The sequence below is a fragment of the Borreliella garinii genome (genome assembly GCF_001922545.1).
GTDB classification, from domain to species: Bacteria; Spirochaetota; Spirochaetia; order Borreliales; family Borreliaceae; genus Borreliella; species Borreliella garinii.
Genome location: NZ_CP018752.1, coordinates 1 through 20,750 on the forward strand (window position 1 = coordinate 1; position 20,750 = coordinate 20,750).

The window sequence follows — 20,750 nt, forward strand, 5'->3', positions numbered from 1 at the left end:
AATATTTTTTTTGTATCGTAATTTAGGGATGGATAAATTATTCTTTTTAATTTCATTTTTGCATTAAACATAAAATAATCATCTCTTTGAAGTTTAAAAGTCTCTAGGAAATCATATTGAACACCATAAGATTTAGCTATTTGTATATCTTCTTCCTTTTTTTGAGCTTCTAGGCCTTTACCAATGTTTTCTAATTTTGAGATTGTGGTTTCTTCTTGAGAATGTTGATTTGAAGATTTTAAGATTGTGGTTTCTTCTTGAGAATGTTGATTTGAAGATTTTGAATTTTGAGATTCATTTTCAAGATTTTTGTTATTTTCTGATGAATTTTCTGAATTGGCATGGCTGTTTAGGTTTTTTAGATTTCTAGAATTGTTGCTTCGCTTTACTTTTTTTGGGGTTTTAGAAGTAGTGGGATTTTTTAGTTTGTTTGGATTAACATTGCCAAAAGGTGCACATGATATGCAAATTGAAGTTAATATTGCTGTAATAACGTTAAGCTTAATAATATTCAATTTAGAATTTTTCAAAATGATCTCCTTATAACTTTATATTATTAAATATTAATTTAAATTCAAAATAATAATATTACAATTTAATATTTTTATCAAGTAGTATTAAAATTATTTGATATTAAAAATTTAATTTCCATTGATGTTTTTAGCGTGAATTTAGATTGCATAAATTTTAAGAAAATAAGTTCATTCTTCTCTTTTTAAAATATAAAATGCAACAATTTGTATGGATTTAATAGATTTAATCTAGGGAATAATCTAAGTATTCTTTCATAAAATGGTCTTAGAGATTTTTTATATTTGTTTTAATATCTAAAAAATTTCGATTACAAGCTTCAATAGTTGCGGTTAAGGTTTTAGCAAAGTTTTGTTTTGTCTTTAAATTCTTTTCTATGTATTGTAATAATTCTTAAGAATCTTCTTGGTTTAACATGCATAATTCATCTTATATTTTTTTTAAATGCCTGTCTAGTTGAAATTGAATATCTAGCACCATTTGATGAAGAAAAATTTGAGTTGAAAATTTTTTCAGAGGATTTTTATTAAGTTTTTCAAGCATTTCTTTTCGGGCTTTAAAGCTAATAAATCACTTCATCTATGTAGAAATTTATTTATTTCAAATTTAAAATCTAATGGTTATAACTCTTTTAAAATTAAAGAACTTATGAAATATTACTCAACATCTGAAATTGATAATATCTATGGGCTTTCTTCTGCAAACAAAATTCAAGCTTATAAATGTGCTAAAAATAGCTTAAAGTTATAGCACAACTATCTAAGCTTAAATATTCGCTTTGAAGTTACTTTAAATATTTTTCCACGAGCCCTTAAATCAAGTGAATCATATAATATTTCTTTCTCTTTTGTAGCAATAAAGTGTGTTCCATTAACCCCCGTGATTTTAACTTTACTTATTTCAAATTCATTTGCAGCTGCAAAGTAACCAAAAGATTCATATCTCACACTAGTTCTAATATCATGGTAATTTAGCATCATATAAGGATTTTTAATAAAACAATTGCTTTTAATGTACCCAAGTCCTAAAAATCTGCGATAAGCCACATTTATGTCAAAAGTATTAAATTTAATATTCTTAAACATACTTGTATAATAGTGCAAGCATAAAAAATAGCACCCCACCTCTGTATTTCTCCAAGCAAACTCCTATTGTTTTATTTTATTTTATTTTATTTTACTAATAAGCATTTTTTAAACCTCCTATGTTAAATAATTTTTTTAATTTTTTTAATTGTTTTATTTTTGGTGCCCCATTCAAAAGGGGACACTATTTTCATATTTTATATTACTCACATTGCTCGGCACAAAGACTTTATTATTTATTGGTATAAGTTCTTTAAATCTATCTGCTATTACTCTTTTCTTAGGATCACAATTAAATATAAATTGTTTGAATTTATAATTCACATGATTAATTAGTGGATATTTATCCATAATCTTATCAAGTTTAATTTTGAGCAGATCTTTTATAAGTTTTTCTCTTTTTTTGTTTTCATTGTGAATTTTATTTAGTTCTACTTTTAAGTTATTAATCTCAACAAGATCCTCCTCAAAATTTATGGCAGACTGCTCGGTTTTAATCTAAAGATCTACACACTCAACATGCTCTACAAATTCATTTATCCAATCAAACTCAACTCCAGATTGATAAAAATCGCTCTTTACTACCAACTCTTCAATCTCTTCAACAAGCTTATTAAGCGTATCATTATCAATGCTGCTAGATATTAATACCTTAACCTGATTGTTTTTAACAATTTCGGTTCTTATATTGAAAGCCTCCCGTTCATATTTAAGAACAAAATTAAGCACTTTTGATATTAAAGAATCATTTCTCTTTATCTTTCAATTAACTGGTGCAGCTTCTATTAAAAAGAACAAATTACAATACTCAAGCCCAATACATGCTAGTTGCATTTGTGCCTGCACATAGTATTTGAAAAAATACTTACTACTTAAAAATTGCCATTTTTATTGTGTTATTCAATAGCTCTACTAACATAATGAGAGCTACTACTCTTAATCTCTAAAACTCTATATCACCATAAATATTCAATTCATAAACCACCCATCAATTGTTGAGCCTACCAAAGGATCAAAATTATCTATTTTTTTGAAATAATTATATTTATTAGCGCCATTAGCATATTTATTTTTATACAAAACCACAATATTATCACCGTACGCCTTAACAAATTTTCTAAATCCTAAATTCTCCAACTCTTTACCTTTTAACATGTATAAATTCTCTTCAAAAGAAAAACTCATACCAAAATATTTAAGCACACTATTTAAACACTCCGTTTTGTATATTTTGATTGTTATTTGTTATGTTTAACATAATCGTCAACCTCCTGTGATATTGTTATTAACAATATATATAGCAAAAACTATTTTTGCCAACTTTTTACAAAAATTTTTACAAAAAATTAGGGGCTTGGCTAAAGCCTCTATCCAAAGAACTAAGCTCCACCCCACTAAATTAGATTCAATTAAATTTATTTAAACAATAGCAATCCTTTATGGCTCTATATTATAGATAATATAGCAAAAACATTTTTGTCAACTTGTTTATAATAATTTTTGCAAAAATAAGTAGAACTTAACTGAATTCTTTAGTTAAAGGACTAGCTAAGTCCTACCAAAATGTAATCTTTGTTTTATATATTCGATACGACAAACATATTATGTACTATTTACATGATTACAAAAATTATTTTTGTCAATTTTTTTAAGAATTTTTATAACAAAATAAAGACTTTATTAAATTATCTTGTTAAAGAACTTAATAAGGCATGGGATCTTGGCTTAATTCACTTTTAAAAAAATAATTTGTTAAGGTGTTTTAGCGGTTAAATATTATGCAATTTAGAATTAAAATTAATTTGTCTTTTTACAAAACAACTTATTTAGGCTCTTTTGTAAAAAAGTTTAAATAAATGCTAATTTAGAAGAGATCAAAAATAAACTGTTGTTTTTTAATCATATCTATCAGCATTATAATATATTGCTTAAAAAGCAAATTATGAATTTTTCATTATTTAATGTATTATAAATATTTAGTAGATAACGCACGGAAAATTGGTCCGAAAATTGCTTCTATTAATAGCATAAAATGTATTAGTATGTTTCCCGTATTAAGATCTTTACGCAAATCCTTTACTTTATTTTCAATCTTATTAGTAAGTCCACTTTTAACACTATCTATCTTGGCGTCTAAACTATCTATCTTAATGGTTAAATTTTTCTCTACAAAATCTATTTTAACATCTAAAGCCCTTTCTACATTATCTATTTTGGTATATAAACCAGATATATCTTTTGCAAACTCTTCTCTATAGCGTCTATTTTGGTATCTAAATTAGATATATCTTTCCGCAAATTTTTCTCTGCATTAATTATTTTCTCTTTTAAAAAGTCAAAGTTGTAATTATCATTATGAAAAAATAAAATCTATTGCCTTCTCGCTAAACCCTATATTTAAAAATTCATTTTTTATGCTTTCTATATTATATGTTCTGTACACTAAATTGTTCATAAAATCTCCGTATTATCCTTTTAATTGTTTATATTCTTTCATAATTCTTTTAATTGTTTCTGTTTCATTATTAAATAATTTGTCTAATAAAAATCCCGTGAACTTAGCATTTTTTTTGTAAAAATCGTAACTTTCTTTACTTTTAAGTTGAAATCTTAACGGCTTTATTGGATTTTGTTTTGTTTTTTTTATTATTGAAGTTTTTTGACCCTCTATTAAATCAAGAGAATCGTAAATACCATTCTCAATTATATAATCTTCATTAAGAATTCCTGCTTGTAATGCTTTTGCTAATTTTAAATATATGTAAACCTGGGTTCTTGCCAATTTATAATCTCTTATAAAAGCATCAAAACTTTTATATCCATCTAATTTATAGTATTCATTATCCTTAATTTCTTTTAAGATTCTAATACTTTCTACTTTATAAAAAATTTTCTTTTTTATATTGGTCTTTAACCTATTTTTTAAATCATTGTAATGAGCAAATATCTCCTCTTTGGTAATTATTTTTTTTTCACCGTCAGGATCGGCCACCCCTGGTAAAACCCTCTTATTTAATTCTATTTCCATAATAAACCTCTTTTATTAATAATTCGTACGGATCCGTACGAATTTATTTAACATGTTTATCATACATAATGAAAAATCTTGACAATACTTCTTTATATTCATAAATATAATCTTTGGTCATATCAAATTCATCATTTCTAGCAATTTTTTTATTTAAATCTTCTCGTTCATGGATAAACCCCAAAAATCCTGTTTTAGAACCAACATGCTTTAACAATTGCTTATGAGTATTGTTTTTCTTAAATCGTGTTATAATCAAAAACATTGGAATTTTTATTTTTAAATTGTTCATATGGAATTCTAATAATTCTAAACTCTCAACTGCCCATTTTTCCGCAGTCATTGGAACTATTATACAATCACTAGTTATTAAAGCATTTGACAAGGTGAAATCTAAACTAGGATTAGTATCTATTATTACATAATGATACTTCTGCTTTAAAAATTCTAAATTGTTTTGCAACCTTAACTCTTTTAACGGGATAGATTCACTTAAAAATTTATTTAAAGTTAAATAACTGGGGATTAAGTCCAAATTTCCTTTAATATTTACAATTGCATCATTTATATCCAATTTTTCTTTTAACACTCTATAAACATTGATATTATGAATATCAATGTTTTGATTTGAAATTTTTTTATAAAAATAACTTGTGGTGGACGCTTGTGTATCCATATCTATCAAAAGCACTTTATTATCTTTTGCAAGTAATGTTGAAAGTATAATAGCACTTGTGCTTTTACCAACGCCACCTTTAATTGATGCAATTGTTATTATTTTAGGTTTTTTAGTATCCATTTTGTTAGCAGTCCTTGTTCTGGGTATTTTTTTCCATAAAATTCATATACTTTTTGTTCTAAATCTGTAAACATACTAAACAACACCTTGTTGTAGTGATTATTCATTCTTTCTTTATCTAGCAAGCGATACAACCCTTTAAAATAGCAAAAAACACTGCCCGCCTTAAATCTAAATTCCATATAATATGCCCGTGCAAATCCATAAGATTTTCTATTTCCGTTTGCTTGATACTTTATAATAGCCTTTTTTATTGGTTTTCTGAAACCGTAAAAAATTCCAATAAACTTATCCCCTTCTTTAATGGGGTATAAATGCGTTTCTTCAACAATTCTTTCTCCATTAAACAAAGCTCTTAATGATAATCTAAATTCATTTTTTTTCTCATAAACTCCAAATTTGTAAATATCCATCATTATTTTTGTATGGTACATTGCTTTACCATTTTCTTTTTCAATCAAAATAAATCGTTCTTTATTTTGGCATTCGACTTTACATTTTCCTTTTTTTATGGGTTCTGGTGCGCTTTCCATATTAAATCCTCATACAACTTCTTTTAGCATTAAAAAATTATTTTCATTTTTTATTAGTTCTAATAATTCATAATAATAAATATTAAATACTTCATTATATTCTAATTTCTTTTTACTATTCAAATAAGTTTTTATAATTGGCTTTATAATTTCAATATTTGGCGTTTTTCCTAATCGCTCAATAAGGATATTGAAAATGTTTATCTTTATATTCTCATAATCTTTTTGTGAATTTTCTTTTTTCAATTCAATTGATTTTTCTAATTTGAATGTTATTTTGCCTAAATCGTTATATTTTTGATATTCAATAATAAAATGCGGCTTGTTTTTGTAGTTTTTATATATTTTTTTAAATTCTGTTTCCAATTGTTCAGCATTGTATCCCCTTTTTTCTAATTCTTTTTGAGTATTTTCTAGTATTTCTTTTAATTTGTTTTGTTTTTTTTTAAAGCAAAATTTATTTAAAAATGAATCTTTATGTTTTAGTAGTTTAATCTCAATGATTTTTGAGACTTTAAGCATTTTAATTTTCGAGTCTTTATTAACGTCTAATTTTAAAATAAAAGGAAGAATTTCTTTACATTTAAAGTTGCATTTGTTTGAATATTTTATTATTTGAAACTTTTCTATCTGTTTTTTCTTTTCTTCTTTTTTATTATTATTTTTATTACTTAAACACTCCTCAAAACCTACATTCCCATTTTTATTAAATTTCTCTTTAAGGCCCATTTCAATTCTTTTTCCAAATCTTGAATGTTTTTTTCCTAAAAAGAATTTGTTTATCTTGGGGTAACACTCTTTTTTTTCATAATTAAGTTTATAGTAAATTTCAGTACCACAATTTACCCCCATATGTTTATAGTAGTTTGTTGTGACTTTTAGCTTTTTTTCTAATTCGTAAAGATAATTTTGTAGTGTTTTTAGTTTAATGGGATTTTGACCATTTCTTTTTAGATTTTTATTAAAGTAATAGAGTATGATGCTTTGGGTATATTTTGGATATTTTTTGTTTATGTAGTCTAGTGTTGAGATAAGAACTATTAATTTATGCTGATGTTTGTTGTAGCAATTTGGCCTTTTTTTATTGGTTAATATTGACATAACCGTCAACCTCCTGTGATATTGTTAGTAATAATTATAAATAATATAATACAAAATTTTGATTTAAAAGTAAATACTTTTCTAAAAAAATATTAAATTAAATTATTAATTTCATTAATTAAATGCATTTTTTATAATTTAGTAAAAGAACAATTGATTTTAGTCTTAAGTTAGACTATACTACAAATAACGTAGTTGTTTAAATATTGACGTTTACAACTGCCTGTATATTGTAATTTGCAAAAAATAATAATATAGTGGGGACTTAACGAGATTCTTTGTAAAAAGAGTTTGGTTAAGTCCCACTTTTTTGTAAAAAGTTGGCAAAAATAAGCTTCAGAAAAGATATGAAAACCCTAAGGATGAATTTACCAGGCATTGACAAAAGTCTTAAGGAACATAATTATAAGTATCAGAATTTCAATGACATAGTAGAATAAATTGAAAACGCTATAAAGAAACATAATTTGGCGCTTGATTTTTTCAAAATACAACTTTTACACACGATCCATATGGTAGAGTTTATGTTGTTAGGACTACATTCTACAGCACAAGTCTGGGTATGAAGAATCATTTGATACATCACTGTTTACAGAAAATTTACAATGGAACAATTAAAATGGGTTTAAAAATGTAAATACAACGTCACAACTGGTTGGATCAGCTATTACTTATTTCAAAAGGTATGCTTTTAGTTGTCATCTTCACATAAGAAGTGAAGTGGATACTGATGCAGTGCCTATTTATAATAATTATGAAAACAGAAATTCTATGCCTAGCAAGCAAGTTAGTGTTAGTCAAAAACAAGAACAAAAACAAGAGATTAGTCAAATTCAAAAAAAATAACAACACTATTCAAAACCAGAAAAGAGATATTAATCGAGAACAAAAAAAAGATAGGCTTTATTATTACGGTGTTTTTAAAGAAGCGTTGTCTAATGTAAAAAATTGGGTTAAATAGCCCTACAACAAAAGATAATATAAACTCAATTATTCAAAAAATAAGCTTTATTCAGAATATAAATCCCAATAATATTGATGATATCAAGAAAATTGGAGCTAATTTAATCTTCTATTTTGAGGAAAATAGTGGTTTCAAGAGTATAAAGTATTGGGCGGAGCTTATAAAAGACTATTTCAAGAAAAATAATGGATTAAATGATTTAAAAGATTTTGAAAAGTTTATGTCGTTTAAGCAACCTATTTATGGTGCTAGCTTGCCAATATTCTTTGGTGTCTTAAAAAAAGACAAACAATTTGATTATATATTTGCAGCTTAGCAATACACCTAAATAGCAAAGCCCCCACAATAAGGGGGCTGTTATTACGGAAGAATATCACACAAACTACTTGCTTGTTCTAGAAATCGATCTATATTTCCACCACTAAGTGCTCCTTGAACCACCTGTTTGAAAGTGTTTTCCCGTTGAGCAGCGCCCTGCTTTCCCCTACATTTATCAAGTTCAGTTTTTATGTGGTCAAGCGCTGTTTTTATTTTGGATACATCATATTGTAAAAATGTATCAAATTCCCCAGCATTAGTTAGAGCGGTTTTTAACCAATCAAGTTGTTTTTTTTGATCATCATTTAGCTTTTCTCTAAGAAGTTCTTCTGGAGATTTAGGTTTTTCTTGTGGTATTTCTTCTTTTTGTTCTAAATCACGCTTTTGTCTACTTTTTGATTGTTTGGTGGCATTTTTTTAAAGTTTCATTATCATTAGAATTACAGCCATTTAGCACAATTAAAAATAAACAAAATAATATATTTATAATTTTCATTATTACTCCCCTTTTTTATCTTTAGTACAATACATTAAGCAACAAAAAAGTTTACTCTTTTAAGTATAGATCTTATTTTGAGAAATATTGTTGGTTGTTGGGGGATTGTTTGGAAATAATAAATTATATGCTTTGAGGATTATTTATAATTTCTAGTTAGAAAACCCATTAATTATCGATGTAATAATATTTGCTATGCTAGATATAGCAATTGGAGTTATTATTATAATAATTATTAATCTGTTGCTTACATTGAGTTTTTCTAATAAAAATTTTTCATGAATTTTGAGTTTTTCGTCAAGATTTTGTTTTAAATTCTTTTCTACAGTATCAATCTTATTAGTAAGTTTACTTTTAACATTGTCTATCTTAGTATTTAAATTATTTTCTACATAATCTATCTTAACAGCAAGTTCGCTTTTTACAAAATCAATTTTAGAAACAAGATTGTCAAACTTTATCCCAAATTGTTTTTATAGACTTTCTAAATCTCTATATGTAAGCTCATTGTGATAATATCTTTTAGATAAATATTGTGCTATTAGTTGTTCCATCCCCAATCTTATAAACTCATTGTATATTTGTTCTTCAGTTATACTTGCAGTATTTGTTAGCGCTGGTTTCATAATATTTTTCCCTTACAGCCTACTATATACTATTTTAGTGGACTTTGGATATTTTTACATATAAAGTATAGGTTCTTGCAAGAACAACTTATTTGTAGTTTACATTTTTAACTTTGAATGTTGATTATAGACTTTTTTAGCTATAGGTTTTGTTTTTTAAATGTACTCTGTACTCTAAAAGTAGTTTGACATTATATTTTATTGTAGTTATTGAGTGTTCGTCTTTTAGTGTTGATAAGTTGGGATAAATATATTCTAGATAATTTGGATCATTAGCCGTTACTTTTGTTTTTGATAAAAATGTTACAAGAGACATAGCATAATCTGATATTTGTGCTTCATATTTAGCCAAAGCTCCTAGTGTTTGAATAATTGGCGGGTTTGGTTCGTCTGGTAGGCTAGCAATGGTAGTAAAACATAGCAGAAAAGTAATTAATAAGTAGTTTCTAGTTTAAGCATTTTCACCTCTTTTAAGAGTGTCTACATACTCTTTCATAATTTTATTGCGTTTTGCTTTCAATGAGGAGATAATTCTCTTACTTTTGCTAGTAGAAATAGCCTCTATTGTCTCAATATTGTATTTGAAAATGTCTTATATTTCTTCAAATATTTTTATTGATTCGGCCTTTTCCATAGCTTTTAGTGTTTCAATATATGTTTTGTAGAAAAAATCTATTACCTTACTAAAAGTATTAATGTAGTTATGATCTATGTTTGTTTCAGCTTTAGCTATATTGGTTGAGTTGGATAGCAAATTAAGCTCTAAACCAATAGTGTTATTTTGCATTATTTGCTCCTTTTTGATAAATAGGTTTTCCTTCTTTGTTGAATTTTAGATTGTTAAATATTTTTAGATTTTTTCATCAGAATTAACTAGATCAATACATTGATTGATTTTCTTATTCACTGGAGCTAATGTTTCAGATATTATTAGGGTTAATGTATTCTCAAGTCTTTCCATATTTGTTTTATAAATTAATATATAATGAAAATATAACTCATAAACTAAAAAAAATCTTTGTGCTCAATTTCATCAAATTCATCTTCAAATTTAGAAAATATATCAATAAGGGTTGATATAGATGTAAGTCCAATCTCAAGATTGTCTTTAGATAATTTCACGAATTAACCTCTTTTTTTAATATGATTATTGTCATTTCCATTTCTAAAAATCTTATCTATTACTATAGACAATATGTTTTTTAGTAGTGGCTTGGGAAGAATTAATCCTCTTAAAACTAGCACTGCTACAAAAATCATTACGGCCATAAGTTTTATTTCGTTTTAATTGATTAGAAGGTCTGTTAATAGTTGTTTTTTAATCCTCGATTTTAATTTTTACATGTATATATTATATACCAAAACTTTAATTTTTGCTAAAAAAGTTCATACTTTTAAAAGATTGGGGACGGCACTTCCTGATATATATCTTCTTTTTTGGACATACCAGCTTTTGTATAGTGAAATTATGGTAGATGCTCCATTGGGTTCCGTGTGTTCATATAGTATGGTTTTTCATATTAATCGGGTACCTTATATATATCATTTTTGTAGTAGAATACCCATGGTGTTCTGCATAAATATCAATATTAAGGTAAATGAGGTCATTGTTATTATATTTGTTAAAAACAAGAGTTACATCGTCACGGCACTCCAAATGAATATATATATATTGATTTGTTCTTGTATGCATACGGATATAGCGTATTACCATAAGTTGTGTCATTATACTGATAATCGGATTGTACTCCGAGTAATTGTTTGGGAACTGGGATTTTTTGAATACTGCTTGAATTAGGCACTATCAAAAGATTATTACTTCTAGATGGAGTAGCCGATGATATACTATTTGTAAGTTGTGATTTTATTCTGCTAAAAAGGTTAGAAAGATTAGTAAAATAATGGTTAATTAGTTTATCTGTTATTTTAGTATAAATTTTTTCTACAAAATCTGTATTGGCTGCAAGTTCTTCAGAGATTGTAGATTTTATTATATCCTTGAAATAGCCTAGCCCCTCCCCCTTAAAGGTTTGTCTTTAGTGGTTTTCAAAAAATTTTCATAAGCAATCGCGTTACTACTTGAAACTCTATCACCAAGGAGTAAAAGGTCAGTGTCTTTAACATCATTAGCCCTATTCAAATCTTTGATTTGTACTGTTTCTTCTTCATCAATTAATAATTTTTCTTGATCTACGGCCATTAAGCCCCCTTAATTTTTAAAAGTGATAATATTTTGACCATCTTTTTTATTAATTTTAAGCATTCTTCCAATATAAATAATTCTTTTTATAAACTCATAAATTGAATGATTCCAGCCTTTGGGAAGTGAATTAAACATTAAAACCTTTTTAGATACAGCGTATTCCGATTTTTTCTCTAATTAGTATCTTTTTAAGCATTTTGCCTTTTTCTACACTGGGTGAAATAAATGTGGTAAACTTTGTTTTTATTGTCCTTTTTAGAGAAACATCAATAACACCAGCCTCAGGTTCGGTAAAGCTGTAATATCTACATTTAAAAACGCCTTGAAAATCAGTCTAAACGATTCATCAGTGTCAATATGACGTAAAGCAAAAATAACACTATTAATATTGCTTGTAACGCTTTTTAAAGTTTGAGTTTTTGCATAAAAAATTGATAAGACTTGAGATATCCATATAGCAATATATCTTGATTTTATATTTTCTTTTGCATCAATAGATATGAAGTTAGAATTGAGCGCTTTAATCCCATTAAGCAGTTTTTGTGTGTATTCAGTTTCTTTAATTAGCAATTTATAAATTTGAGTATCTTGCAAAAAATTGGGTATTTCCATATATATTAAGTATCAATGTCAATAAGCAATCGATAAGTTGCATTGAAAAGCAGCATTGTATCATCAGTAATGGCAATATCTTTATTTGTTTGAAAATTGCTATCAGTAATGCTTGAAATTCTTTGAGTATCTGTATCTTTAACATAAGCTTTAATTTTCATTGACCTAATTCCTTTTACTTCGTTAACTGGAGCAAAAAAGTCTTGATATTCAAAATCAATTCCCATGTCAGAATAGTTGTTTGCAATAATCCTGGAATATATGTCTCTAATTTGAGAATCTATGTTTAATTATACATGGTTTTTAAGATCGAGTTTATACTTTACTTTCATGTAAACATATTTTCTTTTGTTGAGCGATATTTTGTAGGATTTGAGTTGCTCGGTTGAGTTGAGTCCATAAATTTCTATGTCTCCCTCAAGCACAGTGTCACCAGGAGTTGTAAGATATAATGTTTCCCAAAGTTGGGCCTTGAATTCAAAAGTGTTAATATTAGTTTTACTGCTGTCTAGTAAATCTTCTTTTAGAATTATATATATATATATTAGCTTTACCAGCTGAACTTTTGATATTAGCATGTTCTACTTCATTAAGATTAAGTAAAGCAGTGCGAACCGCACTGTAGGTTGTGCCTTTAGAAGAGATGTGTTCTTCAATAGCAGCCCAATAAGTACCACCCGGTTTCATTTTAGAAGAAAACAAATTAAGTTTATTAATTATTTCTTATTCAATCAATGCTAAAGAAGATGCAATTATGTTATAAATTTAGCTGTGATTATCATCAATACGAATGCCATAATTTACGCGCAAGTAATCCCTTTAGGATTTTACTATATCCTTAATTGTACTTTTTAGAATACCAAAATCAGAATCAAAAACAATGCTCATAAATCAAGCTCCATGTTCAAAACATCGTCCCGGGAAAAAAGGATATATGCACTTTACGGCCTTGTATTTCAATTGAGATATTGATTATATCCAAGTTAAGCTCCTTAGATATTTCATGGAAATAGTTTTTTGCGGCTTGTAGATTATTAATTTTGAGTAGTTTGATAAGTAAAAAGTAGTCTAATCCCTAATTAGGGGCATAGCTTAGACTAGTCCTTAGGGTTTTAAGAAAGAAAAACAGCTGTTGTTTTTGCTCATCAATTCCATTAATAAGCAAAACATCATTGTTATACACCAAATTGAAATTATCGCCAATTTTTAAATCCATACTCTTAATTATGCCATATTTAGCAAAAATTACTTAAACAAATTGTTGATATCAACAGTAGTTCTAGAAGTTGCTATTCTTAGGTTTGCCTGATCAATTATTGGGTCCCTCATAATAGTTATACCATTTGATAACACTGATAATATTATCTAGAATTTTTTCAAGCTAGTTGTTTGGTTGGCTATTTCAATCGTACTATTTGTTTTGATCTTAATATTATCACAAATCAGATTCAAAGTTTTTGGGCTAATTGTGCTAAGTATATAAAAATAATGTTTGTCAAAATGAATATCATCATTTTTATCAAAAAGATTAATGTTTGATTGAAGTAGTAAAACAGTATCGCTTTTTGATAGTTTAAAACTGATATTAGATATATTTTTTGTGTGAATTTCTAAACTCCCAAATTCTAGTATTGTAACTATAGCCCCTTGGGTTTGCTTTTGGAACTCCTTTGCAATACCAAGTCTAGTTATGAAAATGTTTGGGTAAAGCCAATTTTTCACGTCTTCTTGTGCCAATGCATGACCATAAAGGCGCCGGTTCATTTTGTAAATTTTGTATTCTTTGCTCATTTCAAACTCCTTTGCCTTTTTAGTCTAATACTATTAGAATCGTCATATAGTTTAAGTATTAATGAGCACTCATCTGTGTTGTTACGTTTGGCGGTTGTTTTTTATATGGTGTTTTTTATAACATTTTCTAGTACATCAATGAATGAAACTTTGTCACCGACATTTAGTTTGTGTGTGTAAAATGTTGTAGCGTTCCAAAATATAAGATTCAATTTGAGTGTGGTGCCCAAAGTAATTTCTTGTTGTGGGATAAACTCAAGCCCATAATCTTCTAATGCCTCTTGGTGTACATTTTTTTCTCTTTTTTATACTTGGTAAGTATGAAATTGTATTTATACTCCTTTATACCAGTACCAATATCAGCTATTATGTTATGAACATATACCCCTTTTATTTTGTCGATGAACTCTTTTGGTGTTAATTCATAAATATTTCTGTTAATGATTTTCGATCTATCTTCTTAGTCCATATTAATAATATTGCGATTGGGAAATACAGATTTTATTGCCTCTTCAACCGTAATACCCTTAAATTCTTTAAGCTCCCAACTTTCTATTAAAGAAGTTGCTTTTAGTTGGTAAATGAGCATCAAGCTCGACACTAAAATCTCTGCCAAGATAATCAGTGCTCATAGGAGGCCCTAAAGTTCCCGCCATTAAAAAATCAAATTTTTTCTCATGGGCAAATTTTTTATAGTATATTTTTACTATATCTCCAAATTTAATGTCGTTGGCGAAATCTAGAGGCAAGTTTCAAAGTACAATTTTTGCTTGTTTGGAGCTTATAGTATGAATATTTGAATACACGTTGGATATAGAAATATCAACATGAATCCCATCTTGTGTATTTATTATAATTTTAGGAATTTCTTCGGGAAAAGGAATTCCATCAATTGATTTTTTTAATTTGTCTATATTGTAAAATTCAATCTTCAAGTTGTAACTTAGTAACATGGGTTATCCTTTATATTTTGCTAATGTAAAGTTTTTTACTATTTCTATTGAAAGATTTACCTCAACTTTATCAATGAATGGAGTGTCTGTAAACGCAAGACTTGTAATTATAGCTAATTCTTTAAGGCCAAAAGTTGGACTGTGGATACTAAAAGGAACTTGAGCTTGAAGTCTATTGGCTAGTTGTTCTTTTACAAGGTGGAGTCAAGTCGGAGCAAAGAATTGCCAAAAACAGTCATTTTGAGTGGCGATAGCATCTCTTGATATAAAGAGGTCAACTCTCCACCGCTTAATGAGATATTTTCACCCGTCATTACGGGGATGTAATTTACATATTCTGCTTTTCTATCATAATAGTTGATAACCGGTCTTTTAGAGCAGCTAGTATTATAAGTGTGATATTATCTGGTTTTTTGGTTTTACAAAGAACAATTGGGGAACATAGCCAAAGCCTCTAAGATCTGGCCTAGGAAATAGTACTAAAAAATTATCTGCTCCAAAAAGAGAAAATATTTGGATTGTTACATCTTTTGCTATTTGAAAAATCTCTGCAGACGATATTTTTTCGCTGTTAATAGTCATAAGTAATTACCTTTTCATCAAAATTATGGAATATCATTATCTATGTTTTCTTTGCTTTTTGGTTTTGATTTAGGTGGACTAGGGGTAGGTTCGAGATTATCTCTAAAAAACTGACCAACTAATGGCAAATTGGCAAAAAGACTTTTCAACTCTTTACAAAAAGCCCAATAATATGTGTTTTAAAAGTAAGCCATTAAGGTAATCAGTTACTATTTTGATGAATTTAAGTAGTAGTGGGTTCAAAACAGTGTTGGTTAAATTTGAAAGAGTTTGCTCAGCTGAGGCCAAACTGCTATCAATCTCTTCCTTAGTATTGGCTTTTTGTAATGCCTAAAGTTTTAAAATCGTTCATCATTTCAACCATCTTAGTAATTTTAGATCCCAGAGCTACTTCAGCTCTGCTTTGCCAAGCTTTTTAGCATTTTCTATATATTGGTCGCCCACCCCCGATCTTTTTAGTAGATCTAAAAGTCCATCTCCTTCTCCACCAAGGAGACTATTAACATCTTTGACAGCGTTCTCGCTGCTTATAACGCTGCTAGATTTTAGCATAGCTGAAAATTCTATTGCTTTTTTCAAGTTATCTGTAGTACTTAACTTATCTAAATCTCTTGGAGCACCTTTAAAGACGCCAGCCTGATATAAGAACTCTTTTTTTTCTAAGTCGCGTTCAAATCCTCTAGTTCTACCAAGAATCCCCCTTTTTCCTTTAGTTCCCATTATCTTATCCGTTCTTCTTTCGTAAAAAACGCGCTATTGAGAAGTTTAGTTTTATTCGTTTTGGATGTTTCTTTAAACTATTTTTAGCAAATCCCAAAAGACCGCCTCCTATTTTACTTATAGCATTGCTAATGACATTTCCTAAGGCGATGCCTATTGCAATTTTGGCAACAAGCCCCTTTCCTTGAGAGGCCGCTATCATTTTATTTTTTGCTTTTGATTCTTTTGTAAGTTCTTTATACCCCAATCTTCTTTTATCTTTATCTGATATTAAAGATCTTTTGAATGCCTCTTTTCTAGCTTTTTTAAAGCCCATCCCTTGTTTTATAAGCTTTTTAGTTTGTGTAAGTCTATATTTCTCAACACGTTATCTTAAGCTTTCAAATTTGGATTGTCTGCTTAATTCTTTTTTTCTTATCTGACAAATTATTTTTTACAATATCTTTAGTACCCCCCCAAACTAGATTTTCTAGGCTTAAGATATTTCTCCATTTTACTAATATTTTGTTCGATAGCCTTTTTTGTTGCTGTATGGTCAAGAATCCCTTTAAATTTAATGGTGAATTTGTTGCTCATTAAGCCTTCACTTATTGAGAATTAATTCATACAATTCTTTTTCTAATTTAAGATCGGCGATCTGGTTGACTTCAATAAGCTCATCACAAGGCAATTTCTTAACCGTGTTGTACGAGCAAATATTCATTATTACTGGAAAGTAGTACCTATCGTTCTTTATCTTGTCAAGCAAGTTAAAATACTTTTTTATGCTCTCATTAAGACTTACAATGGCTTGATCAAGCTCTCTATTTCTTTTGCATATAAGACAGACATAAGGCGATTAAATTGATTATGCTTGAGTGTAGGGCTTTTTAAGAATTTTGTAGCCATTTAATATCTTCTTTTTTGATAGTATTTAGTTAAGCTTATATGGCAATAATGGGATGCTTATTGTCTACTATAACATTTTCTGGAAAATCCTTATCAAGATTTTTTTATATACTCATATTGGAATTTGCCTTCGTCCGCAAGATTATTCATACATTCCCTCTTTACTTTAATTGTTTTTGTTATTTACATTTATTATTCTTATATTTATACTATAAACACTAAACATATTAATACATAGTAATTTAAAAACTAAAAACTAAAAACTAGAAACCAAATACAATAGTTACGTCTCTACTGTATTTTCTACATTATTTAAAATACCGTTAGCTAAATTATTAGGATAATCTATGCTTTTTATTGTCATTTTTCAAGACTTATAGATAAAGCTAACAAGCTTTATCTATAAGCTTTTCACATAGCTTAAAGATAATTTTCTATAAAAGTTATTTTTTTGTTTATTTTAACATCACGAAGCATCCTTTCAGCATTAACTGCTGTTTTCTTTGGCCCCAAGTTAGTCAAGATAAATAGAAATTAGACAATTGATATTAAAATATAATTGATATTAAAATATAATTGATATTAAAATATAATTGATATTAAAATATAATTGATATTAAAATATAATTTAAGACATTATGTTTATTATAGGAGTGTAAATATGAAAAAATTAATAAAAATATTACTGTCAAGTTTATTTTTACTACTCTCAATATCTTGTTCTTTAGATAATGAAGGTGTAAATTCAAAAGATTACGAATCAAAAAAACAGAGTATATTAGGTGAATTAAATCGGCTATTGGGGCAAACTACAAATTCACTAAAAGAAGCAAAAAACATAACAGATGATTTAAATGCATCAAATGAGGCAAATAAAGTTGTAGAAGTAGTTATAAGTGCGGTTAATTTAATTTCATCTGCTGCAGATCAGGTAAAAGGTGCAACAAAAAATATGCATGATTTAGCTCTAGTGGCAGAAATAGATTTAGAAAAAATAAAGGAATCTAGTGATAAAGCAATAGTTGCGGCTAATGTTGCAAAAGAAGCATATAACCTTACTAAAGCAGCAGAACAAAATATGCAAAAACTGTATAAAGAGCAGGAAGAGCAACTAAAAACACTATCTGATTCTGATGAAATAGAACAAGCTTCTGATGAAATAAAACAAGCTAAAGAGGCTGTAGAAATAGCTTGGAAAGCTACAGTAAAAGCAAAAGATGAGTTAATTGATGTAGAAAATGCAGTCAAAGAGGCATTGGATAAAATAAAGACAGAAACTGCAAACAATACAAAACTTGCAGATATAGAAGAAATAGCAGAGTTAGTATTACAAATAGCCAAGAATGTAAAGGAAATAGCGCAAGAAGTTGTGGCCCTGTTAAATACTTAAATATATTTTGATTAACTAGATTGTGGAATTAGCTAGAGTTTTTAAGAATAAATTTCTTAAACAAAAAAATAGCGATACAAAAAATGTAAGGCTAAAAGTATAGCTATTTTTAATAATGTTGATGAGCAAGTTAATAAAAAAGAATATTTCTTAGCTAAGATATGTGTGGTTACTATTATAATAGAGTCTTCTTTTAAAGAAGACTCTAATTTAAATATATTAATATTTAAATATTTTTTTATTCATTTTAAGACTTACTTAAAACATTTTTTGAATTTTTAATATAACCCATGATTTCATCAAGTTTATTCCCCCATATTTAAATTATTTTGTAATTGTGTTAGTTTCTTTGTGTGATTTCTATTGTTATGATCATTTTTATTAATGATGTTTTTTGTTTCTAATTTTAGTTATCGCATCATAAAAATCATTTCTTATTAAAGAATATTCATGTTTAAGGGGACATACACTCTCAATTAACTGGAGAATCCAGGATCTCTAATAAGATTCTCTATATATTTAATTGCTTTATCCCCTTTTTTTCTTTCTTGGTAGAAGGGAAAGGATCCCTTTTTTTTATCTCTTTTTTTGATTATGCTCAATTGAAATAGTTAGTATGCTTATTATTTTTAGATAATACGTTTGATGAAAAAAATAATAACAAATTAAAAATTTTTAGATTCTATATACACCTATTAGCAAGATCCATTACAAAACAAACAGTAACGCTACCCGAAAAAATATAGCATAACATCGAATAGAACATCGCCAAAATCTTGAAAATTAATATGAAAATTCCAAGTCTTCAAATCAAAATTATCAATACGTTAGCTACAATCTGGAAATTAGAAAAAATTGATAAAGATCTGCTCTGAAAGCCCAACATGTTCAAGAAGATATACAAATAGCTGAAATAATTGTTGTTCAACACGATTTTCTAGAGATTTTTAACATCAATTCCAAATATCAGATTAGTAGTGGAAAAAAACACTGATGAATAGAATAATTTACTTGTTTCTAAATTACGAAATATAAAAAATAGAGATATTTAAAGAAATGCTTGAAAAACTTAATAAAAATCCTCTGAAAAAATTTTCAACTCAAATTTTTCTTCATCAAATGGTGCTAGATATTCAATTTCAACTAGACAGGCATTTAAAAAAAATATAAGATGAATTATGCATGTTAAACCAAGAAGATTCTTAAGAATTATTACAATACATAGAAAAGAATTTAAAGACAAAACAAAACTTTGCTAAAACCTTAACCGCAACTATTGAAGCTTGTAATCGAAATTTTTTAGATATTGAAACAAATATAAAAAATCTCTAAGACCATTTTGTGAAAGAATACTTAGATTATTCCCTAGATTAAATCTATTAAATCCATACAAATTGTTGCACTTTATATTTTAAAAAGAGAAGAATGAACTTATTTTATTAAAATTTATGCAATCTAAATTCACGCTAAAAACATCAATGGAAATTAAATTTTTAATATCAAACAATTTTAATACTACTTGATAAAAATATTAAATTGTAATATTATTATTTTGAATTTAAATTAATATTTAATAATATAAAGTTATAAGGAGATCATTTTGAAAAATTCTAAATTGAATATTATTAAGCTTAACGTTATTACAGCAATATTAACTTCAATTTGCATATCATGTGCACCTTTTGGCAATGTTAATCCAAACAAACTAAAAAATCCCACTACTTCTAAAACCCCAAAAAAAGTAAAGCGAAGCAACAATTCTAGAAATCTAAAAAACCTAAACAGCCATGCCAATTCAGAAAATTCATCAGAAAATAACAAAAATCTTGAAAATGAATCTCAAAATTCAAAATCTTCAAATCAACATTCTCAAGAAGAAACCACAATCTTAAAATCTTCAAATCAACATTCTCAAGAAGAAACCACAATCTCAAAATTAGAAAACATTGGTAAAGGCCTAGAAGCTCAAAAAAAGGAAGAAGATATACAAATAGCTAAATCTTATGGTGTTCAATATGATTTCCTAGAGACTTTTAAACTTCAAAGAGATGATTATTTTATGTTTAATGCAAAAATGAAATTAAAAAGAATAATTTATCCATCCCTAAATTACGATACAAAAAAAATATT

At 27.3% G+C, this 20,750-nt stretch carries 13 protein-coding genes and 18 pseudogenes; 5 read left to right on the forward strand and 26 right to left on the reverse strand.

Annotated features, from left to right (window positions below):
- A partial coding sequence (locus BLA33_RS05565; RefSeq protein ID WP_157651913.1) for a complement regulator-acquiring protein occupies window positions 1-530 on the reverse strand: 530 nt, incomplete at its 3' end.
- A 550-nt stretch (window positions 531-1,080) separates the two neighbouring features.
- On the opposite strand from BLA33_RS05565, the pseudogene BLA33_RS06000 reads away from it, so the two are divergent.
- A pseudogene (locus BLA33_RS06000) lies at window positions 1,081-1,281 on the forward strand (site-specific integrase); the annotation flags it as partial.
- Window positions 1,282-1,286: 5 nt separating this feature from the next.
- Here the strand turns inward: BLA33_RS06000 and BLA33_RS05575 are convergent.
- The 7 genes and pseudogenes from BLA33_RS05575 to BLA33_RS05610 form a co-directional block, all read right to left on the reverse strand.
- Window positions 1,287-1,675, reverse strand: a pseudogene (locus BLA33_RS05575) (DUF261 family protein).
- 112 nt (window positions 1,676-1,787) lie between these two features.
- A pseudogene (locus tag BLA33_RS05850) lies at window positions 1,788-2,828 on the reverse strand (DUF244 domain-containing protein); the annotation flags it as partial.
- Window positions 2,829-3,582: 754 nt separating this feature from the next.
- A pseudogene (bdr, locus tag BLA33_RS05590) lies at window positions 3,583-4,071 on the reverse strand (Bdr family repetitive protein).
- 12 nt (window positions 4,072-4,083) lie between these two features.
- The gene (locus BLA33_RS05595; protein WP_029346963.1) at window positions 4,084-4,644 is read right to left on the reverse strand and encodes a chromosome replication/partitioning protein; all 561 of its coding nucleotides are present in this window, start codon (window positions 4,642-4,644) and stop codon (window positions 4,084-4,086) included.
- A gap of 43 nt (window positions 4,645-4,687) precedes the next feature.
- A complete protein-coding gene (locus BLA33_RS05600; RefSeq protein WP_075226680.1) occupies window positions 4,688-5,443 on the reverse strand; it encodes a ParA family protein in 756 nt (251 codons plus the stop codon).
- Window positions 5,419-5,976, reverse strand: coding sequence for a DUF226 domain-containing protein (locus tag BLA33_RS05605; RefSeq protein ID WP_029346965.1), 558 nt, complete (start codon window positions 5,974-5,976; stop codon window positions 5,419-5,421). Before BLA33_RS05605 ends, BLA33_RS05600 begins: the two co-directional genes overlap by 25 nt.
- A gap of 9 nt (window positions 5,977-5,985) precedes the next feature.
- Window positions 5,986-7,077, reverse strand: a complete 1,092-nt coding sequence (locus BLA33_RS05610) for a plasmid maintenance protein (RefSeq protein WP_075226681.1) — start codon at window positions 7,075-7,077, stop codon at window positions 5,986-5,988.
- Between the two features lie 347 nt (window positions 7,078-7,424).
- Here BLA33_RS05610 and BLA33_RS05615 point away from each other — a divergent pair.
- A pseudogene (locus BLA33_RS05615) lies at window positions 7,425-8,357 on the forward strand (ERF family protein).
- Window positions 8,358-8,401: 44 nt separating this feature from the next.
- Here the strand turns inward: BLA33_RS05615 and BLA33_RS05620 are convergent.
- The 17 genes and pseudogenes from BLA33_RS05620 to BLA33_RS05695 form a co-directional block, all read right to left on the reverse strand.
- A pseudogene (locus BLA33_RS05620) lies at window positions 8,402-8,855 on the reverse strand (Mlp family lipoprotein).
- 152 nt (window positions 8,856-9,007) lie between these two features.
- Window positions 9,008-9,481, reverse strand: a pseudogene (bdr, locus tag BLA33_RS05625) (Bdr family repetitive protein).
- Window positions 9,482-9,580: 99 nt separating this feature from the next.
- A pseudogene (locus BLA33_RS05630) lies at window positions 9,581-9,914 on the reverse strand (BBA14 family lipoprotein).
- An 18-nt stretch (window positions 9,915-9,932) separates the two neighbouring features.
- A pseudogene (locus BLA33_RS06120) lies at window positions 9,933-10,268 on the reverse strand (BlyB family putative holin accessory protein).
- A pseudogene (locus BLA33_RS05640) lies at window positions 10,258-10,603 on the reverse strand (BlyB family putative holin accessory protein). Before BLA33_RS05640 ends, BLA33_RS06120 begins: the two co-directional pseudogenes overlap by 11 nt.
- A 3-nt stretch (window positions 10,604-10,606) precedes the next feature.
- Window positions 10,607-10,750, reverse strand: coding sequence for a BlyA family holin (locus BLA33_RS05645; RefSeq protein WP_029347016.1), 144 nt, complete (start codon window positions 10,748-10,750; stop codon window positions 10,607-10,609).
- A 117-nt stretch (window positions 10,751-10,867) separates the two neighbouring features.
- Window positions 10,868-11,681: pseudogene (locus BLA33_RS06165) on the reverse strand (DUF685 domain-containing protein).
- A gap of 9 nt (window positions 11,682-11,690) precedes the next feature.
- Window positions 11,691-11,955: pseudogene (locus BLA33_RS06170) on the reverse strand (DUF735 family protein).
- The gene (locus BLA33_RS06035; RefSeq protein ID WP_234928978.1) at window positions 11,940-12,296 is read right to left on the reverse strand and encodes a DUF735 family protein; all 357 of its coding nucleotides are present in this window, start codon (window positions 12,294-12,296) and stop codon (window positions 11,940-11,942) included. Before BLA33_RS06035 ends, BLA33_RS06170 begins: the two are co-directional and overlap by 16 nt.
- 5 nt (window positions 12,297-12,301) lie before the next feature.
- Window positions 12,302-13,184 (reverse strand): annotated as a pseudogene (locus BLA33_RS05660) (DUF276 domain-containing protein).
- Window positions 13,181-13,512 (reverse strand): annotated as a pseudogene (locus BLA33_RS06125) (hypothetical protein). Before BLA33_RS06125 ends, BLA33_RS05660 begins: the two co-directional pseudogenes overlap by 4 nt.
- Before the next feature lie 29 nt (window positions 13,513-13,541).
- Window positions 13,542-14,087, reverse strand: a pseudogene (locus BLA33_RS05670) (DUF777 family protein).
- Window positions 14,084-15,040: pseudogene (locus tag BLA33_RS05675) on the reverse strand (DUF693 family protein). Before BLA33_RS05675 ends, BLA33_RS05670 begins: the two co-directional pseudogenes overlap by 4 nt.
- A 3-nt stretch (window positions 15,041-15,043) precedes the next feature.
- Window positions 15,044-15,622, reverse strand: a pseudogene (locus BLA33_RS05685) (DUF792 family protein).
- 23 nt (window positions 15,623-15,645) lie between these two features.
- Entirely contained in the window at window positions 15,646-15,771 is a 126-nt protein-coding gene (locus BLA33_RS06130) for a hypothetical protein (RefSeq protein ID WP_322788417.1), read from the reverse strand.
- A gap of 79 nt (window positions 15,772-15,850) precedes the next feature.
- Window positions 15,851-16,918 (reverse strand): annotated as a pseudogene (locus tag BLA33_RS06175) (DUF759 family protein); the annotation flags it as partial.
- Between the two features lie 7 nt (window positions 16,919-16,925).
- The gene (locus BLA33_RS05695) at window positions 16,926-17,162 is read right to left on the reverse strand and encodes a DUF1322 family protein (RefSeq protein ID WP_075226682.1); all 237 of its coding nucleotides are present in this window, start codon (window positions 17,160-17,162) and stop codon (window positions 16,926-16,928) included.
- Between the two features lie 729 nt (window positions 17,163-17,891).
- On the opposite strand from BLA33_RS05695, the gene BLA33_RS05700 reads away from it, so the two are divergent.
- The gene (locus tag BLA33_RS05700; protein ID WP_075226683.1) at window positions 17,892-18,620 is read left to right on the forward strand and encodes an OspD family protein; all 729 of its coding nucleotides are present in this window, start codon (window positions 17,892-17,894) and stop codon (window positions 18,618-18,620) included.
- A gap of 381 nt (window positions 18,621-19,001) precedes the next feature.
- On the opposite strand, the gene BLA33_RS06190 is transcribed toward BLA33_RS05700, so the two are convergent.
- Window positions 19,002-19,109, reverse strand: a complete 108-nt coding sequence (locus BLA33_RS06190; RefSeq protein ID WP_441299822.1) for a hypothetical protein — start codon at window positions 19,107-19,109, stop codon at window positions 19,002-19,004.
- Between the two features lie 555 nt (window positions 19,110-19,664).
- Between BLA33_RS06190 and BLA33_RS06180 the strand changes: the two genes are divergently transcribed.
- Both BLA33_RS06180 and BLA33_RS05705 read left to right on the forward strand, forming a co-directional pair.
- Window positions 19,665-19,790: a hypothetical protein gene (locus BLA33_RS06180; protein WP_367602647.1), complete on the forward strand. Its 126-nt coding sequence runs from the start codon at window positions 19,665-19,667 to the stop codon at window positions 19,788-19,790.
- A gap of 430 nt (window positions 19,791-20,220) precedes the next feature.
- Window positions 20,221-20,750 (forward strand): complement regulator-acquiring protein (locus BLA33_RS05705; RefSeq protein ID WP_157651913.1); only part of this gene is annotated, 530 nt, incomplete at its 3' end.

Coding starts and splice junctions, on each gene's coding strand:
- BLA33_RS05595 (WP_029346963.1), bottom strand. CDS start 4,644: ATGGAAATAGAATTAAATAAGAGGGTTTTACCAGGGGTGGCCGATCCT.
- BLA33_RS05600 (WP_075226680.1), bottom strand. CDS start 5,443: ATGGATACTAAAAAACCTAAAATAATAACAATTGCATCAATTAAAGGT.
- BLA33_RS05605 (WP_029346965.1), bottom strand. CDS start 5,976: ATGGAAAGCGCACCAGAACCCATAAAAAAAGGAAAATGTAAAGTCGAA.
- BLA33_RS05610 (WP_075226681.1), bottom strand. CDS start 7,077: ATGTCAATATTAACCAATAAAAAAAGGCCAAATTGCTACAACAAACAT.
- BLA33_RS05645 (WP_029347016.1), bottom strand. CDS start 10,750: ATGGCCGTAATGATTTTTGTAGCAGTGCTAGTTTTAAGAGGATTAATT.
- BLA33_RS06035 (WP_234928978.1), bottom strand. CDS start 12,296: ATGGAAATACCCAATTTTTTGCAAGATACTCAAATTTATAAATTGCTA.
- BLA33_RS05700 (WP_075226683.1), top strand. CDS start 17,892: ATGAAAAAATTAATAAAAATATTACTGTCAAGTTTATTTTTACTACTC.